We start from the raw sequence: 15,218 nt of genomic DNA, 5'->3' as shown, positions 1-15,218 counted from the left end.
GCAAGCGCGCACCTGACGGGCGTGCGGGCCGAGGGCCCCCACCCGTGCGGGCCCGGAGGCCGTCGCGTACCTGACCTGCGTGACGGCTTCCGGCCCGTGCCGTACGGCCCCGGAACGGGACCGCGCCTGACCGTGGCGCCCGTTCCGGGGCCGTACACCCCCTGCCCGACAGCACCACCCGTACCGAAAGGCATCACCGTGCAGCTCAACACCCGCACTTGGGGCGAGGGTGACCGCATCGCCCTCCTGATCCACGGGATCATGGCCGACCACCGCACCTGGCGGAAGGTCGGGCCCGCGCTCGCCGCGCGGGGCTACCGCGTCATCGCGGTGGACCTGCGCGGCCACGGAGCGAGCGGACGCGGCGAGTACACCGCCGAGCTCTTCGCCGACGACCTCGTGGAAACCCTTCCGGCCGGCGCCGAGTTGGCCCTGGGCCACTCCCTCGGCGGGCTCTCCCTGTCGCTCGCCGTCGAACGCCTCCGGCCGTCCCGCGCCGTGTACTCGGACCCGGCGTGGTCGGTCAACACCCCCCAGGACACGGCGGGTTCGGAAGGCATCAGCCCGGATCTGTTCGCCCAGTTCAAGTCGGCGACCCGTGAAATGGTCGCGGGGCTCAACCCGCGCTGGGAGGACGAGGACGTCGACATCGAGCTGGAGACCCTGAAGGTCTGGGACGAGAACACCGCGTTCGGGCTGGCCACGATGTTCGGCGCGGACCTGGCCCCGGCGAAGGCCGTCATCCCCTCGCTCGTGCAGTTCGCCGAGGCGAGCTTCCTGTACGACGCGGCCGAGGCGGCCCGCCTGCGAGCGCGCGGTTTCGAGGTCCGTACGGTCAAGGGGGCGGGGCACACCCTCCACCGTGACGACTTCGAGGGGTTCATGGCGTCCCTCGACGGCTGGATCTGACGTACCGTCATAACCCTGAGCGGGGGCGGGGCCAGGGGCTGCCAGCCCGCCACCCGGCCCCGCCCCGGCCGGCGGTCCGGCCCGGCCCGGACCGGGTCGAGCGGGTTGGACCGCATCAGGCCGGGAGGGCGTCGACTGTCGGGACGACGGTGGCGAACAGGTCGGTGATCATGGTGAGCGCGGCGCGCTGGAGCGTCGCGGCGGGCACGACGGTGCCGTCCGGCGCGGTGAGCGCTCGCGTGGCGGTCGCCTCGGCCACGACGGTGGGCCGGTAGCCGAGGTTGAAGGCGCCCTGCGTCGTGTAGTTGACGCACATGTGGGTCATGAACCCGGCGATGACGAGTTCCTTCCCGCTGCCCGGCGCGGCGCCCAGCTCGGTGAGCACCTTTTCGAGCTCCGTCTGGTGGAAGGAGTTGGGGAACTGCTTCACCACGACCGGCTCGCCCTCCCGCGGGGCCACCTCGTCGCTGAGGGCGCCGATGTGGGCGCGGATGTCGTACGGGCCGCCCTCCCCGCCGTCGTGAATGACGTGCACGACCGGGGTGCCCGCGGCGCGTGCGCGCTCGAGGAGGCGCGCCCCGGCGGCCAGCGCCTCCTCGACGCCGTCCAGGGCCATCACGCCGGTGCGGTAGGTGTTCTGGATGTCGATCAGGATGAGGACGGACCGGCTCAGCCCGGCCGGCCGGCTGTCCAGGCCGCTCACCTCGCGCAGGGAGGCGGAGGGACGGGGCTCGGTGGAGTGCTGGGTGCTCATTGGGCGCCTTTCACAAGGGAGTTGGTACGAAGAGGTGGTGTACGGGGTCGAGGTTCCGCCCCGCGTGAGGGCAGGGCGAAGCCGTCCGGCTCGCTTCGGCGCGGCCGGGGGTACGGGGGCGGGGTGCGGGGACGGGCCCGGTCAGGCGCGCTGGGTGCGGAAGCGGCGGCGGTACGCGGCAGGGGTGGTGGCGAGTTGTCGCCGGAAGGCCCGGTGCAGGGTTTCCACCGACCCGAGTCCCGACTCGGCGGCGACCTCGTCGAGCGGACCGTCGGTGGTTTCGAGGAGCCGCCGCGCCGTCTCGACACGGGCCGATTCCACATAGGCGGCGGGGCCCGCGCCGGTCTCCTGCTTGAAGACGCGGGCGAAGTGCCGCTCGCTCAGGCACATGCGCGCGGCGAGGGTCTGTGCGGAGAGTTCCTCCTTCAGGTGGTCGGCGATCCACAGGCGCAGTTCGTCGATGTCGCGCCGGGAGGTGGCGGGCCGGCTGAGCGGCACCGAGAACTGGCTCTGGCCGCCCTGCCGTCGGAGGTACATCACGAGGTTCCGCGCCAGGGCGAGGGCCACGTCCTCGCCCTGGTCCTCGGCGACGAGGGCGAGCGCGAGGTCCAGGCAGGCGCTGATTCCGGCGCCGGTCCACACGCGCCCCTGGTCGGTGCGGACGAAGATCGGGTCGGGGTCGACCGCGACGGCCGGGTGGTCGGCGGCGAGCTGGGCGGCGGTCGACCAGTGGGTGGTCGCCGTCCGCCCGTCGAGCAGCCCGGCCGCGGCGAGGACATGGGCGCCGACGCACACCGACGCCACGCGCCGGGCGTGCGGGGCGGTCTCCTTGACCCAGGCCACGACGGCCGGGTCGACGCGGGCGACGGGACCGCCGTCGGTCAGGTCGACCGCGCCGGGCACCAGCAGGGTGTCCACCCGCGCGCCGACCTCCGCGAAGGAGAGATCGGTCAGCAGCCGCACACCCGCCGAGGTCCGCACCGCGCCGCCTTCGGGCCCGGCGAGCCGCACCTCGTAGCGGGCGCGGCCCGCGGTTTCCCGGTTGGCGAGCGAGAAGACCTCGGCCGGTCCGGTGACGTCGAGGAGGTCGACATCGGGGAAGACCGCGATGACGACCCGGTGCGAAGGGGGCATGGCCCCATCTTCGGGGGGTGGCGGGGGTGGCCGCAATGACGATTTGCTGTCACATTCGGACGTGGGGGTGCGCGGAGCGCGTCTAGGAGGGGCCAGCCTGGCCAGGGTGCCCAGCATCGGCATCATCAGCCCGTCCGACTGCTCGGACCCCGGCCCACGCGGGCCACCTCAGCCCGCCCGGCTGCCCCGACCCCGGCCACTGCGGGCCACCCCAGCCCGCCCGGCTGCTCGGACCCCGGCCCATGCGGGCCCCCCAGCCTGTCCGGCGTTTGAGGACGAGCGCCGTTCAGGCGCGAACGGGGTCTGGGGCGGAGCCCCAGGAACCCCGCCTTCGGGTGCGGACCGTGCCCACGTCTCGCGCAGTTCCCCGCGCCCCTAGGTGGGTTGCCCTTGGCAGGATGCCCAATCCAGGCCACCTCAGCCCGTCCGGCGATTGAGGACGAGCGCCCTCAAGGCGCGAACCGGGGCCCGGGGCGGAGCCCCAGCAACGCCTCAGCCGGCCTGGCCCGTCGGCCGCATCGTGATGTTGTTGATGTCCACGCCCGCAGGCTGGTTGATGGCGAAGACAATCGTGTCCGCGATCTGCTCGGCGGTGATCGCAGGGGTCGCCTCGGGCGTACCACCGCGGGCCTGCCAGAAGGGGGTGTCCACGACGCCGGGGGCGACAACGGTGACGCCGACTCCGTCCTGGCCGACCAGGAGGCGGGTGTTCTCGGCGAGGGCGTGGGCGGCCCACTTCGTGACGGAGTACAGGTTGCCCGGGGTGTTACGGACACCGGCCACAGAGCCGATGATCACGATGCGCCCCTTGGAGCTCCTCAGGTGGGGCAGGGCCTGCTGGACGAGCAGGGCAGGGCCCAGGACGTTGGTGAGGATCATGGCGCGCATGTCATCAGGGGAATGGGTCTCCAGATTACCGGTCAGGGAGAAACCGGCGTTGGCGATGACGTTGTTCAGCTGGCCCCAGGTGTCCAGCACCTGGCGGACAGCGGCGGCGACGTCATCCGCTTCGCCGGCATCGCCGGCGATCGTCAGCAGGCGCTCGCCCGCATCGGCGGTGGCGGCGAAGGCGGCCAGCTTGCCCGCGTCGCGTCCGGTAACGGCCACGCGGTGGCCCTGCTTGAGCAGGGCGCGGGCGGTGGCGGCGCCGATTCCGGTCGAGCCACCGGTGATCAGTGTGACGGGGTCCATGGGACGGCCTCCTCGGCGACAGGGTCATCAGGGCGGAGCGCGTGCACTATACCCAGCGGGCTTCGAGGCTCGCTCCTGGCTTTCTCCGACGGCTCCGTACCTGACTGAGCATCAGGAGGCAGGCCCGTATTGGCTTCCGTGGCCAATTGAGTCATTGGAGGGCCGTAACTGATGCCCAGTGGGCGCGACTTGAGCCGTTCCTGCCGATGGGCGAAGTTCGGCCTGGGCAGGGTGCCCAGCATCAGCGCCCCCAGCCCGTCCGGCTGCTCGACCCCGGCCCATGCGGGCCACCCCAGCCCGTCCGGCGATTGAGGACGAGCGGCCTCCAGGCGCGAACCGGGGTCTGGGGCGCAGCCCCAGGCAACCCCGCTTCCGTCTGCGGACCGTGCCCGCGTCCCGCACAGTTCCCCGCACCCCTAGGGGGGGTTGACCTTGGCAGGGTGCCCAGCAGAGGCCACCCCAGCCCGTCCGGCGATTGAGGACGAGCGCCCTCAAGGCGCGAACGGGGTCCGGGGCGGAGCCCCGGGGGTGGCTGTACCCGGCCGCTCCGCGGGCTGCTCCACGTACTCCTCGTGGATCTCGCGCGGCCCGAACGGCCACACCTTCTCGAAGCGTGCCCACAGGGCGAACGCGACGCAGCCGAGCGCCAGCCAGGCGAGCGACCATTCGATGGGGTGGCGGCCGGGTGAGTTCTTGTCGGAGTAACCGTAGATGGTGAGCCAGCCGACCAGGGCGACGAGGCTCGGCAGCGGATACAGCCACATCCGGTACGGCCGGCGCAGCCCCGGCTGCCGCTTGCGGAGCACCGTGACGGCGAGGATCTGGGCGAGCGCCTGCACGATGACCATCACCGTGGTGAGGAGCTGGATGAGGGTGGTCAGGTCGGTGCGGCGGCCGATCATGAAGCCGATCGCGGTGATGACGCCCATGGTGGCGAGGCCGAGCATCGGGAAGCGGTGGCGGGGGTGCAGCTTGGCGTAGGGGCGGAAGAACACCTTGTCGCGCGCGGCGTCGTACGGCACCCGTGAGCCGCCGAGCAGCCCGGCGAAGACGGAGGCGAACGCGGTGATCAGGATGAGCACGGTCACCACGTCGGCGGCGCCCTTGCCCCAGGCCTTCTCCAGGACGGCGGAGGCGACCGAGGACGAGGCGATGTCGTCGGGGTCCAGCATCCGGTGGTAGTCGATCACGCCGAGCGTGCCGATCTGGAGCAGCAGGTAGATCGCCATGATGCCGAAGATCGAGTAGATGATGGAACGCGGCAGCGTACGGCCCGGGTCCTTGATCTCGGCGCCCATGTAGGCGGTGGTGTTGTAGCCGAGGTAGTCGTAGATGCCGATGGTGAGTCCCGCCGCGAAGCCGATCCAGAAGTGACTGCTCGTCAATTCGAAGGCGCCCGACGGGTAGTGGAAGGCGAGGTGGGGGCTGAAGTCGGTGGCGGCGGCGATGATGACGAGGCCCACCGAGGCGATCATCACGACCCACATCACGGCGGTGATCCGGGCGATGTTCTCGATGCCCCGCCACAGCAGCAGGACGACGAGCACGATCATGCCGAGCCCGATCAGGTCACCGGCGGTCCTGCTCAGGTCCGGCGCCAGGTAGCCGAGGTACTGGACGAAGCCGACGACTCCGGTGGACATGGCCAGCGGGATGAAGAGCATCGCCGTCCATACGAAGAGGAACGGCATCAGCCGGCCCGTGCGGTACTGGAAGGCCTGGCGCAGGTAGACGTAGCTGCCACCGGATCCCGGCAGCGAGGCGCCGAGTTCGGCCCAGATCAGGCCGTCCGCGAGTGCCAGGATCGCGCCGGCGACGAAGCCGATGACGGCCTGCGGCCCGCCGAACGCGGCGACCATCAGGGGGATGGTCACGAAGGGGCCGATGCCGCACATCTGGCTCATGTTGATGGCGGTGGCCTGGAAGAGCCCGATCCGGCGGACGAAGCCGCCGGCGGGCGGAGGGGTTGCGGACACGGAGTCCTCCCTGGCTGATGTCGGGAAAAGGAAGCTACTGCCGATGCACCGGCGGGGGGACTCCCTCGGCATGGGGCGTGATTAAGTTAGGTACCTTTACTTTCACGGTCAAGGGGTCGTCCGCGACCGGAGGGGACCGATGCGTGAGAATGATGCGATGAGCAGCAGCGACGAGGGTGGCGACCTGCCCTGGAACCCTCAGCGGCAGCGCAGTTCCAACGAACGTCTGCTGCTCGACCGGCTCCGCGCGCAGGGCCCCGCCTCCCGGGCCCAACTGGCGCGCGACACGGGCCTGTCCAAGCCCACCGTGTCCAGCGCGCTGGCCTCGCTCGAAGGGGCGGGCCTGGTGCGTGAGGCGGGCACGATCGTCCCCGAACGGGGCCGGGCCGCGGTGCTGTACGCGCCGGATCCGACCGCGGGGTACGCCCTGGGCATCGACATCGGCCGGGCCTGGCTGCGGGTCGCGCTCGCCGATCTCGACGGCACGGTCGTGGCCCGCTCCGAGGTCCGCAACCACGCCCGCACCTCGGCCACCATGGCGGATCTGGTGGTCGCGAGCGCGCACCGGCTCGTCGAGGCGTCGGGGGTGGACGCGGAGCGCGTCGCTCAGGCGGTGGTCGGTACGCCGGGCGTGTTCGACGCCGAGAAGCGTCGCGTGCGCTACGCCCAGCATCTGCCCGGCTGGGGCAGGCCCGGTCTCTTCGACCAGATGCGGGAGCGCCTCGGCTTCCCCCTGACGGTGCACAACGACGCGAATCTGGCCGCGCTCGGCGAGTACACCTTCGGTGTCGGCGCGGGCAGCAGACTCTTCGTGTACGTCATGATCGGCACGGGCCTCGGCATGGGCGTGGTCAGCGAGGGCCGGCTCTTCACCGGGGCGCACGGCGGCGCGGGCGAGATCGGTTTCCTGCCATGGCCCGGCCGGCACAAGCCGGACACCCTGGAGGGCGCGGTCTCCGGCGACGCGGTCGTCGAGGCGGCCCGTTCGCTCGGGATGATGGGCCCGCTCACCGCGAAGGACGTCTTCGACGCGGCGCGGGCCGGAACACGCCCCGCGCTCGAGGCGGTTCAGCTGGAGGGCGAACGGATCGCACACACCGTCGCGGTGGTCGCGGCCGTCCTCGATCCGGACCTCGTGGTGCTCGGCGGGGGCGTCGGGCACAGCGCCGACCTGCTCCTGCGCCCCGTACGGGAGACGCTGCGCACGCTCACACCGCTGCGCCCGAAGGTGGCGCCGAGTTCACTCGGGGAGGACGCGGTGCTGCTCGGCGCGGTCGCCACGGCGCTCGGTAGGGCGCGGGACGTGGCCTTCGAGCGGCGCGCGGCACACTGACGGCACCCGGTCGGCCCCCTGCGTTTGACGTGCGGCCCCCCGCTGCCCAGTGTCGAGCGCGCGCCCATCGACCACCGGAGGAGAGCCTCGTGGACAGCAAGACGTTCGTCTACGTCACCTACATCCGCACCACGCCCGAGCGGCTGTGGCAGGCCCTGACCGAGGCGGCCTTCACCGAGCGGTACTGGGGTGTGCGCCTGGAGAGCGGCTGGGCCAAGGCGTCGCCCCTGGTCTGGACACAGGCCGGGGTCACCGTCGCCGACCCCGAGCAGGTCGTCCTCGTCGCGGACGCCCCGCGTCAACTCGCCTATACCTGGCACACGTTCACCCCGCGGTGGGCCGAGTCGGTCGGCCTCGGCGAGGACGTGCGGGCGCGGATCGCGGCAGAGCGCCGGTCGTCGGTGACGTTCACCGTGGAGCCCCTGCGTGAGCAGGTGAAGCTGACCGTCACCCATGACTTCGACCCGGCGGGCGTCGTGCACGGGATGTGCACCGAGGGGTGGCCGCCCATCCTGTCCAGCCTCAAGACGCTCCTGGAGACGGGCGAGCCCCTTCCGGCCCCCTGATGCCGGGCGCGACGGGAGCGCCCGGCGTCACCACGAGGTCGCCGGCCGCGGTGCGCCGCGCGAGGACGCCGGTGCGGAAGTAGCCGTCCGGGGTGAAGCGGCGCTCGTTGTGGTCGGGCGCACGGTAGTAGCCGCGCACGATGGACGGCCCGCGCGCCAGGAGTTCGCCCGGCTCCCCCGCGGGTACGTCGTCGCCGTCCGGTCCTGCGACGCGGATCTCGTCGCCGGGCGAGAGCGGGCGGCCCCGGGTGGTGCACACGGCCTCGTCCGGATCGCCGGGACCGGTGAGCACGAACGGCCCCTCGGGCATGACGAGGAGTTGCTGAAGGCGACAGCCCCGTTCGGGACCGACGCGCTCGGCCACGGCCCGGTCGGGAAGCCCTGCTTCGCCGACGCGTCCGCCGCCGACCTGAAGGAGCCTCAGATGAGACAAGTCGTCTGTGTGCAGGGTGAGTTGATCGATCCAGAGCCGGGCGGTGGAGGAGGTCACCGACGTCACGGTGACCCGCTCCCGTACCAGGAGCTCCAGGCACGCGGCGGGCTCGGGGCTGTCGGCCAGCACGACGGTGCCGCCGACGGAGAGCGTGCCCACGATGCCCGGACCGCCGAAGCCGAGGGCCGACTCGGCGGGCAGCGCCGCGAGATACACGTCGCCTTCGGTGAGCGCCACCGCTTCCGCCGCCGCCCGCACCTGGTGTCCGTAGTCGTTGTGGGTGCGCGGCACCAGCTGGAGCACCCCGTCGTCGTCCTCGGAGACCAGGAACAGCGCCACTTGGTCGGCGCCGAGCGTGAGCGCGGGGCCGGGCGCCGCGTCGAGCAGGCTCAGTGGGGAGTACTGGCAACCCGCCGCATCGGTCGTGAGACCCCCGTACGGGAATGAGGTGCCCGGCTCGGCCCAGGTGAACACCCGCCGCAGGAAGGGGCGTTGGGCCGCGATTCCGGCGCACATCGCGGTGTGGTCGTAGCCCTGGTACGTCGAGGGCCCGACGTAGGCGACGGCCTGGGTGACGCGTGCCAGTCGGGCCACCTCGGGGCCGCGACGGGTGAGCGGGCAGAGCACGGGGATCACGCCGGCGCGCATCAGCGCGAACACGGTGACCACGAGCTCCGGAACGCCGGGCAGTTGCACGATCGCCCGTTGTCCGGGCCGCAGGCCCCTCATCCGCAGCGCGGCGGACATGCGGTCCACGCGCCGGTTCAGCCGGGCGTAGGTGAGACGCTCGGCGCCGTGCACCAGCGCGGTGCGCGGCCCGTGCTGGTGCGCCGCGTCGCGCAGCAGGTCGTCCAGCGTGGTGCCGCGCCAGTGCCCGGCCGCCCCGTACCGGTCGGCGAACTCCTCGGGCCAGGGCGTGCAGCCCGTGAGCATGGATGGCATGCGGCTTCCTTCCGTACCGGGTCTCCCGCGCGCCCGGTCCCGACCCGCGCCATCCAATCCCCCCGGCCCCTCGGTCCTCAATGCGCGTTCCCCACCACGGAGGCCGCGCCCTCTCGGCCGAAGGTCCAACGGTCCCGGCTGACCAGCCGGAACGGCCCGTCGCACCGCCTCCGGCTGCAACACCCACACCTTCCGGCCACATGTGTGCGTTCGTCGGGGCCGTCCAGGTCCTACGGTGTCCGGATGACCGCATATCTTGACGACCAGACGGACCGTCCCGCGCTGCCCGGCCAGAGCGGCCCGACGGCCACCACCGAGGCCGACCCGCACGAGGTGGGCGCCGTCCGCATGGACTACGCCCCGGACCGGGACGGCGACCCCGACCCGGGCGAGATCGTGTGGACCTGGGTGCCGTTCGAGGAGAACGACGGGCGCGGCAAGGACCGTCCGGTGCTGGTGGTGGCCCGCGAGGGCGCCGGCACGGTGCTCGCGGTGCAACTGTCGAGCAAGCGGCACGACCACGACCGTGAGTGGGTGCCGATCGGCGTGGGGCCCTGGGACCGGGAGGGCCGCGAGTCGTGGGTGGACCTGGACCGGGTGCTGCGGCTGCACGAACGGGGCATGCGGCGCGAGGCGTGCGCGCTCGACCTGCCGCGCTTCACTCTGGTCGCGGAGCGGCTGCGGGAGCGGTACGGCTGGCGCTGAGCGGCCGGCTCCCCCGCGCGGCGGGCGCGAAGGCCGCTTCGAAGGCGCGCAGGGTGGCCCGTTCGCGGGTGCGGTCGAGCACCGCGAAGGTGACCTCGTCGAAGTGGCCCGCGAACCGGCCCTCCCCGACGAGGTGGCGGCGGAAGGCCCCGGCGACCTGTGCGGGGTCGTTGCGGAAGACCCCGCAGCCCCAGGCGCCGAGCACGAGACGGCGGTAGCCGCACAGGACCGCCGTCTCCAGGACCCGCTCGGCGCGCGCGTCGAGCACGGCCGGGACGCGGTGCGTCGCGTGCGGCGTACGGCTCTGGATCACCCCGGCGTTGGGCGCGGGCGAGGTGAGGAATCCGGCGAGGTAGGGCTCGTCGAGGAGGCGGCCGCGGTCGTCGCGGAAGACCGGGACGCCGGGAGAGTGGATGACCCGGTCGCTGTAGAACACGTCGCGGTCCTGGCGGTGGTGGGCGTAGAAGTCCGGCGCGCGCAGCAGCGTGGCGTACAGCGCGGAGGAGCGGCAGAGCGCCTCCTCCTGGGCCTGGGCGCCGTTGAGGAAGCCGCCGCCGGGGTTGCGCGCGGAGGCGAACGTGAGGACGGCGACGGCCCGCTCGCCCCCGGCCCTGCCGCCGGGCCCGCTCCCGTCCCCGGTCACCATCCTGCGGGCCGCGTCCAGGCTGCTCTCCCCGGTAACCTCGACGCGGGTCGTCCGGTCCCGGTCCGGTGTGACCGCGAGGGGCCCGGGACCGTACAGGGCGGTGCCCGCGAGGGCGGCGGCCACCGGCCCGGCGATCGACACGTCGCGGCCGCGCTCGCCGCGGTACCGGCCGCCGTCGGTGATCTCCACCGTGTGGCGGGCGATCCCGCGCAGTCGTGCACTCATGAACGGCATCGTGCGGCCCCCGGCAGGCCGCCGCAAACGAATATCCGTCCGAAGAGGCGCTCTTGTGCGATGCGTCGGCGACGTCTTAGGTGGGACGGCATGTGTTTCCGGACCCAGGGAAGGAGGCCTTCACCCATGACCCCACGGGAGTTGAGCGAGACCGCGGCCGACGATCTGCTGCGCGGCATCTGCTTCAAGACGGGCCCGCCCCGCACCGTCGGCGTCGAACTGGAATGGCTCGTCCACGATCTGGACCAGCCCCGCGTCCGCGTCCCGCGGGACCGTCTCGAAGCCGCCTACGCGGCCTTGCGCACGGTGGGACTGCGATCGGCGCTCACCGTCGAACCCGGCGGCCAGCTTGAGCTCAGCTCGCTGCCCGCCGCATCCCTCATGGAGTGCGTCACCACCGTTTCCTCCGACCTCACCACGGCGCGCGCCACACTGCGCCGGCACGGACTCGCCCTCGTCGGCCTGGGTCAGGACCCCTGGCACCCCCCACGCCGCATCCTGCGCCAGGCGCGGTACGACGCCATGGAGGCCCACCTCGACCGCACGGGCCCGGCCGGCCGGGCCATGATGTGCTCCACCGCCTCCGTCCAGGTCTGCCTGGACGCCGGGTACGAGGAGCCCGGCCCGCTCGGCTTCGGGCGCCGCTGGCTCATGGCGCACCTGCTGGGCGCCGTCCTGGTCGCCGCGTTCGCCAACTCCCCCGTCCGGGAGGCCAGGTCGACCGGCTGGCGCTCGACCCGGCAGGCGAACTGGACCGAGCTCGACCCGGTATGCGCCCTCGCCCCGCCGCTCGACGCCCCGCCGCGCGCCTCCTGGGCCGCACACGTGCTGGACGCCCCGGTCATGTGCGTACGCGCCGAATCCGGTCCCTGGTCGGCCCCGCCGGGGCTCACCTTCCGGCAGTGGCTGCGCACCGGGCTGCCACGGCCGCCCACCCGCGACGATCTCGACTACCACCTGACCACCCTGTTCCCGCCCGTGCGGCCGCGCGGCCATCTGGAACTGCGCATGATCGACGCCCAGCCCGGCGACGACGGGTGGACCGTGCCGCTCGCCGTGACCAGCGCGCTCTTCGACGACCCGGAGGCCGCCGAAATCGCGTACCGGACCGTCAAACCCCTCGCGGAACGGGCCGGTTCACTGCCCGCTCCGCGCAATGCGCTGTGGCGGTCGGCGGCCCGTGACGGGCTCGCCGACCCCGAGCTGCGCGAGGCCGCCACGGCCTGCTTCGCGGCGGCGCTCGGCGCGCTCCCCCGGCTCGGCGCCTCCGGCGCACTGTGCGACCGCGTCGCCGCCTTCACCGACCGCTATGTCGTACGGGGCCGATGTCCGGCCGACGACACATCCTCGCCCGCCCCACCGAAGGACCTCCACACATGACCGACCCGGAGCTGCTCAGGGAACGCGCCCTGACAGCGCTCACCGCCGCGCGCGCCCGCACCAGCGCGCTCACCCACGTCGAGGACAACGAACTGACGGCCCAGCACTCGCCGTTGATGTCTCCCCTCGTCTGGGACCTCGCCCACATCGGCAACCAGGAAGAGCAGTGGCTGCTGCGGGCCGTCGCCGGACAGGACGCGCTCCGGCCCGAGATCGACTCCCTGTACGACGCCTTCGAGCATCCGCGCGCGGCGCGCCCCACCCTTCCCCTGCTCGCCCCCGCCGAAGCGCGCCGCTACGCCGCCGACGTCCGGAGCCGGGTGCTCGACGTCCTGGAGCGCACCCCGCTGCGGGGCGGCCCGCTGACCGACGCCGCGTTCGCCTTCGGGATGATCGCCCAGCACGAACAGCAGCACGACGAGACCATGCTGATCACCCATCAGCTGCGCGGCGGGCCGGCCGTACTCACCGCGCCGGAGCCCGCGTCCGCCACCACCGACGGCCTGCCCGCCGAAGTCCTCGTGCCCGGCGGCCCGTTCACCATGGGAACCTCCACCGAGCCCTGGGCGCTGGACAACGAGCGCCCCGCGCACCAGCGCGTCGTGGCCGCCTTCCATCTGGACACGACCCCGGTGACATGCGGGGCCTACCTCCGCTTCATCGAGGACGGCGGCTATCGCGACAGCCGCTGGTGGGAACCGGCCGGCTGGGCGATGGTCCGCGAGCACGACCTGGCGGCGCCGCTGTTCTGGCGGGGCGAGGGCGGCCAGTGGCTGCGCAGGCGGTTCGGCGTGACCGAACCGGTCCCGGCCGACGAGCCGGTCCTGCACGTCAGCTGGTACGAGGCCGACGCGTACGCCCGCTGGGCCGGGCGCCGGCTGCCGACCGAGGCGGAGTGGGAGAAGGCGGCCCGCCACGACCCGGTCTCCGGCCGGTCCCGCCGCTACCCCTGGGGCGACGCCGACCCGGCCCCGGCCCACGCCAACCTAGGCCAGCGCCATCTGCGTCCCGCGCCCGCGGGAGCGTACCCGGAGGGCCAATCGGCTCTGGGGGTGCGGCAGTTGATCGGCGACGTGTGGGAGTGGACGTCGAGCGACTTCCTGCCCTACCCGGGCTTCGTGGCCTTCCCCTACCGCGAGTACTCGGAGGTCTTCTTCGGGCCGGGGCACAAGGTGCTGCGCGGCGGGGCGTTCTCGGTGGACGAGGTCGCCTGCCGGGGCACCTTCCGCAACTGGGACCTACCGGTGCGACGGCAGATCTTCGCGGGATTCCGCACGGCGAGGGATGCGGCCTGATGTGCCGTCATATCGCTTATGTGGGAGCGCCATTGGCGCTCGAAGAGCTACTCGTGCGGCCCGAACACGGCCTCTACCGGCAGTCGTGGGCGCCCCGCCGTCAGCGGTACGGGACGGTCAACGCCGACGGTTTCGGCGTCGGCTGGTACGCCGGGGACGATCCGGCGCCCGCCCGCTACCGGCGCACCGGCCCCATCTGGTCGGACCCGAACTTCGCGGACCTGGCCCGGGTCGTGCGCACCGGAGCGCTGCTCGCGGCGGTCCGGGACGCCACCGAGCCGGGGGCCGACGGCGAGGCCGCGGCGGCGCCGTTCTCCGCCGGGCGCCTGCTGTTCAGCCACAACGGCGCCGTGCGGGAGTGGCCGCGCAGCGCGGCGCCGCTCGCCGAGCGGCTCCCCGCTCGGGCGCTGCTCGGCCTGGAGGCGCGCTGTGACTCCGCGCTGGTCTGGGCGCTGGTGCTGCACCGCCTCGACCGGGGCGACCCGGCGGGTGAGGCGATGGCCGACACGGTCGCCGACGTGGCGGCCGCCGCACCCGGTTCGCGCCTCAACCTCCTGCTCACCGACGGCGAGACGATCACCGCGACGACGTGGGGCGACACCCTGTGGTTCCGCCACACGCCCGGCCGCTCCACCGTCGTCGCCTCCGAACCGTACGACGACGATGCCCACTGGCGCGAGGTGCCCGACCGCACGCTGCTGCGCGCCGACCGGACCGATGTCCAGCTCACCCCCCTCAAGGAGCCCCAGTAGTGCGCCCGTTCCAGTTGACCCGCACCCTGCCCGAGGACGCCACCGGGGCCGCACTGCGCGCCGATGTGCTCCACGGGCTCACCCGCACGCCCAAGTCCCTGCCGCCCAAGTGGTTCTACGACGCGCGGGGCAGCGAGCTGTTCGAGGAGATCACCCGGCTGCCCGACTACTACCCGACACGGGCCGAGCGCGAGATCCTCGCCCGTCGCGCGGCGGAGATAGCCGGGGCGACGGGTGCGCGCACCCTGGTCGAGCTGGGCTCCGGTTCGTCGGAGAAGACCCGGCTCCTCCTGGACGCGCTGCCCGCGCCGCTCACGTACCTGCCGGTCGATGTGAGCGAGAGCGCTCTCACCGGTGCGGCGCAGGCCCTGCTCGCCGACCGCCCGGAGCTGCGCGTCCACGCGCTGATCGCCGACTTCACGCAGGTGCTCGAACTGCCCGAGGCGCCGGGCCCCCGGCTCGTGGCCTTCCTCGGCGGCACCATCGGGAACCTGCTGCCCGCACAGCGCGCCGAGTTCCTCACCTCGGTGCGGAAGTTGATGGCACCCGGCGATTCCCTGCTGATCGGGACCGACCTGGTGAAGGAGGATTCCGTCCTCGTCCGCGCCTACGACGACGCGACAGGCGTCACAGCGGCCTTCAACAAGAACGTGCTCAGCGTCATCGACCGTGAACTGGGCGCCGACTTCGACCCGGACGACTTCGACCATGTGGCGCTGTGGAACCGCGAGGAGGAGTGGATCGAGATGCGGCTGCGGGCCCGCCGCGAGGTGACCGTGAAGATCCGGGAACTCGATCTGGCGGTGTCCTTCGCGGCCGGCGAGGAGCTGCGTACCGAGGTGTCCGCGAAGTTCCGTGAGGAGGGTGTACGGGCCGAGCTGGGCGCCGCCGGATTCGTGCCGTCGCACTGGTGGACCGATGAAGCCGGGCGGTTCGCGCTCTCGCTGGCGACCGCGGGCTGAGCAACC

General features: G+C 72.9%; 14 protein-coding genes. 8 read left to right on the top strand and 6 right to left on the bottom strand.

Annotation, left to right across the window (positions count from 1 at the left end):
- Positions 1 to 198: 198 nt before the first annotated feature.
- Positions 199 to 909 (top strand): alpha/beta fold hydrolase, encoded by a 711-nt coding sequence (locus tag OOJ98_RS27070; RefSeq protein WP_267057644.1) that lies wholly within the window; start codon positions 199 to 201, stop codon positions 907 to 909.
- Positions 910 to 1,024: 115 nt separating this feature from the next.
- On the opposite strand, the gene OOJ98_RS27065 is transcribed toward OOJ98_RS27070, so the two are convergent.
- The 4 genes from OOJ98_RS27065 to OOJ98_RS27050 all read right to left on the bottom strand — a co-directional run bounded on the left by OOJ98_RS27065 (position 1,025) and on the right by OOJ98_RS27050 (position 5,964).
- A complete protein-coding gene (locus OOJ98_RS27065) occupies positions 1,025 to 1,663 on the bottom strand; it encodes a cysteine hydrolase family protein (protein WP_267057643.1) in 639 nt (212 codons plus the stop codon).
- A gap of 141 nt (positions 1,664 to 1,804) precedes the next feature.
- Positions 1,805 to 2,797: a GlxA family transcriptional regulator gene (locus OOJ98_RS27060; protein WP_267057642.1), complete on the bottom strand. Its 993-nt coding sequence runs from the start codon at positions 2,795 to 2,797 to the stop codon at positions 1,805 to 1,807.
- Between the two features lie 492 nt (positions 2,798 to 3,289).
- A complete protein-coding gene (locus OOJ98_RS27055; protein ID WP_267057641.1) occupies positions 3,290 to 3,988 on the bottom strand; it encodes an SDR family oxidoreductase in 699 nt (232 codons plus the stop codon).
- A gap of 491 nt (positions 3,989 to 4,479) precedes the next feature.
- A complete protein-coding gene (locus tag OOJ98_RS27050; RefSeq protein ID WP_267057640.1) occupies positions 4,480 to 5,964 on the bottom strand; it encodes an APC family permease in 1,485 nt (494 codons plus the stop codon).
- 157 nt (positions 5,965 to 6,121) lie between these two features.
- Between OOJ98_RS27050 and OOJ98_RS27045 the strand changes: the two genes are divergently transcribed.
- The gene (locus tag OOJ98_RS27045) at positions 6,122 to 7,297 is read left to right on the top strand and encodes an ROK family transcriptional regulator (protein ID WP_267057639.1); all 1,176 of its coding nucleotides are present in this window, start codon (positions 6,122 to 6,124) and stop codon (positions 7,295 to 7,297) included.
- An 89-nt stretch (positions 7,298 to 7,386) separates the two neighbouring features.
- Positions 7,387 to 7,863, top strand: a complete 477-nt coding sequence (locus OOJ98_RS27040) for an SRPBCC family protein (RefSeq protein WP_267057638.1) — start codon at positions 7,387 to 7,389, stop codon at positions 7,861 to 7,863.
- Here OOJ98_RS27040 and OOJ98_RS27035 read toward each other — a convergent pair.
- Positions 7,820 to 9,238: an AMP-binding protein gene (locus OOJ98_RS27035; RefSeq protein ID WP_267057637.1), complete on the bottom strand. Its 1,419-nt coding sequence runs from the start codon at positions 9,236 to 9,238 to the stop codon at positions 7,820 to 7,822. The genes OOJ98_RS27040 and OOJ98_RS27035 overlap by 44 nt on opposite strands.
- 243 nt (positions 9,239 to 9,481) lie before the next feature.
- Between OOJ98_RS27035 and OOJ98_RS27030 the strand changes: the two genes are divergently transcribed.
- The gene (locus OOJ98_RS27030) at positions 9,482 to 9,943 is read left to right on the top strand and encodes a type II toxin-antitoxin system PemK/MazF family toxin (RefSeq protein ID WP_267057636.1); all 462 of its coding nucleotides are present in this window, start codon (positions 9,482 to 9,484) and stop codon (positions 9,941 to 9,943) included.
- On the opposite strand, the gene OOJ98_RS27025 is transcribed toward OOJ98_RS27030, so the two are convergent.
- Entirely contained in the window at positions 9,897 to 10,814 is a 918-nt protein-coding gene (locus OOJ98_RS27025) for a TIGR02452 family protein (protein ID WP_267057635.1), read from the bottom strand. The genes OOJ98_RS27030 and OOJ98_RS27025 overlap by 47 nt on opposite strands.
- A gap of 135 nt (positions 10,815 to 10,949) precedes the next feature.
- On the opposite strand from OOJ98_RS27025, the gene egtA reads away from it, so the two are divergent.
- The 4 genes from egtA to egtD are packed head-to-tail and all read left to right on the top strand — an operon-like array spanning position 10,950 to position 15,212.
- Positions 10,950 to 12,203 (top strand): ergothioneine biosynthesis glutamate--cysteine ligase EgtA, encoded by a 1,254-nt coding sequence (gene egtA / locus OOJ98_RS27020; protein WP_267057634.1) that lies wholly within the window; start codon positions 10,950 to 10,952, stop codon positions 12,201 to 12,203.
- On the top strand, positions 12,200 to 13,498 hold the full coding sequence (egtB, locus tag OOJ98_RS27015; protein WP_267057633.1) for an ergothioneine biosynthesis protein EgtB: 1,299 nt from the start codon (positions 12,200 to 12,202) through the stop codon (positions 13,496 to 13,498). Before egtA ends, egtB begins: the two co-directional genes overlap by 4 nt.
- Positions 13,498 to 14,250: an ergothioneine biosynthesis protein EgtC gene (egtC, locus tag OOJ98_RS27010; protein WP_267057632.1), complete on the top strand. Its 753-nt coding sequence runs from the start codon at positions 13,498 to 13,500 to the stop codon at positions 14,248 to 14,250. The genes egtB and egtC overlap by 1 nt, the downstream gene beginning before the upstream one ends.
- A complete protein-coding gene (egtD, locus tag OOJ98_RS27005) occupies positions 14,250 to 15,212 on the top strand; it encodes an L-histidine N(alpha)-methyltransferase (RefSeq protein ID WP_267057631.1) in 963 nt (320 codons plus the stop codon). Before egtC ends, egtD begins: the two co-directional genes overlap by 1 nt.
- Positions 15,213 to 15,218 lie beyond the last annotated feature (6 nt).

Origin of the sequence: Streptomyces sp. NBC_00083 (assembly GCF_026343295.1) — a bacterium.
GTDB lineage: Bacteria > Actinomycetota > Actinomycetes > Streptomycetales > Streptomycetaceae > Streptomyces.
Note: the sequence above shows the minus strand (reverse complement) of the source record. Positions and strands in the feature narration are given on the sequence as shown.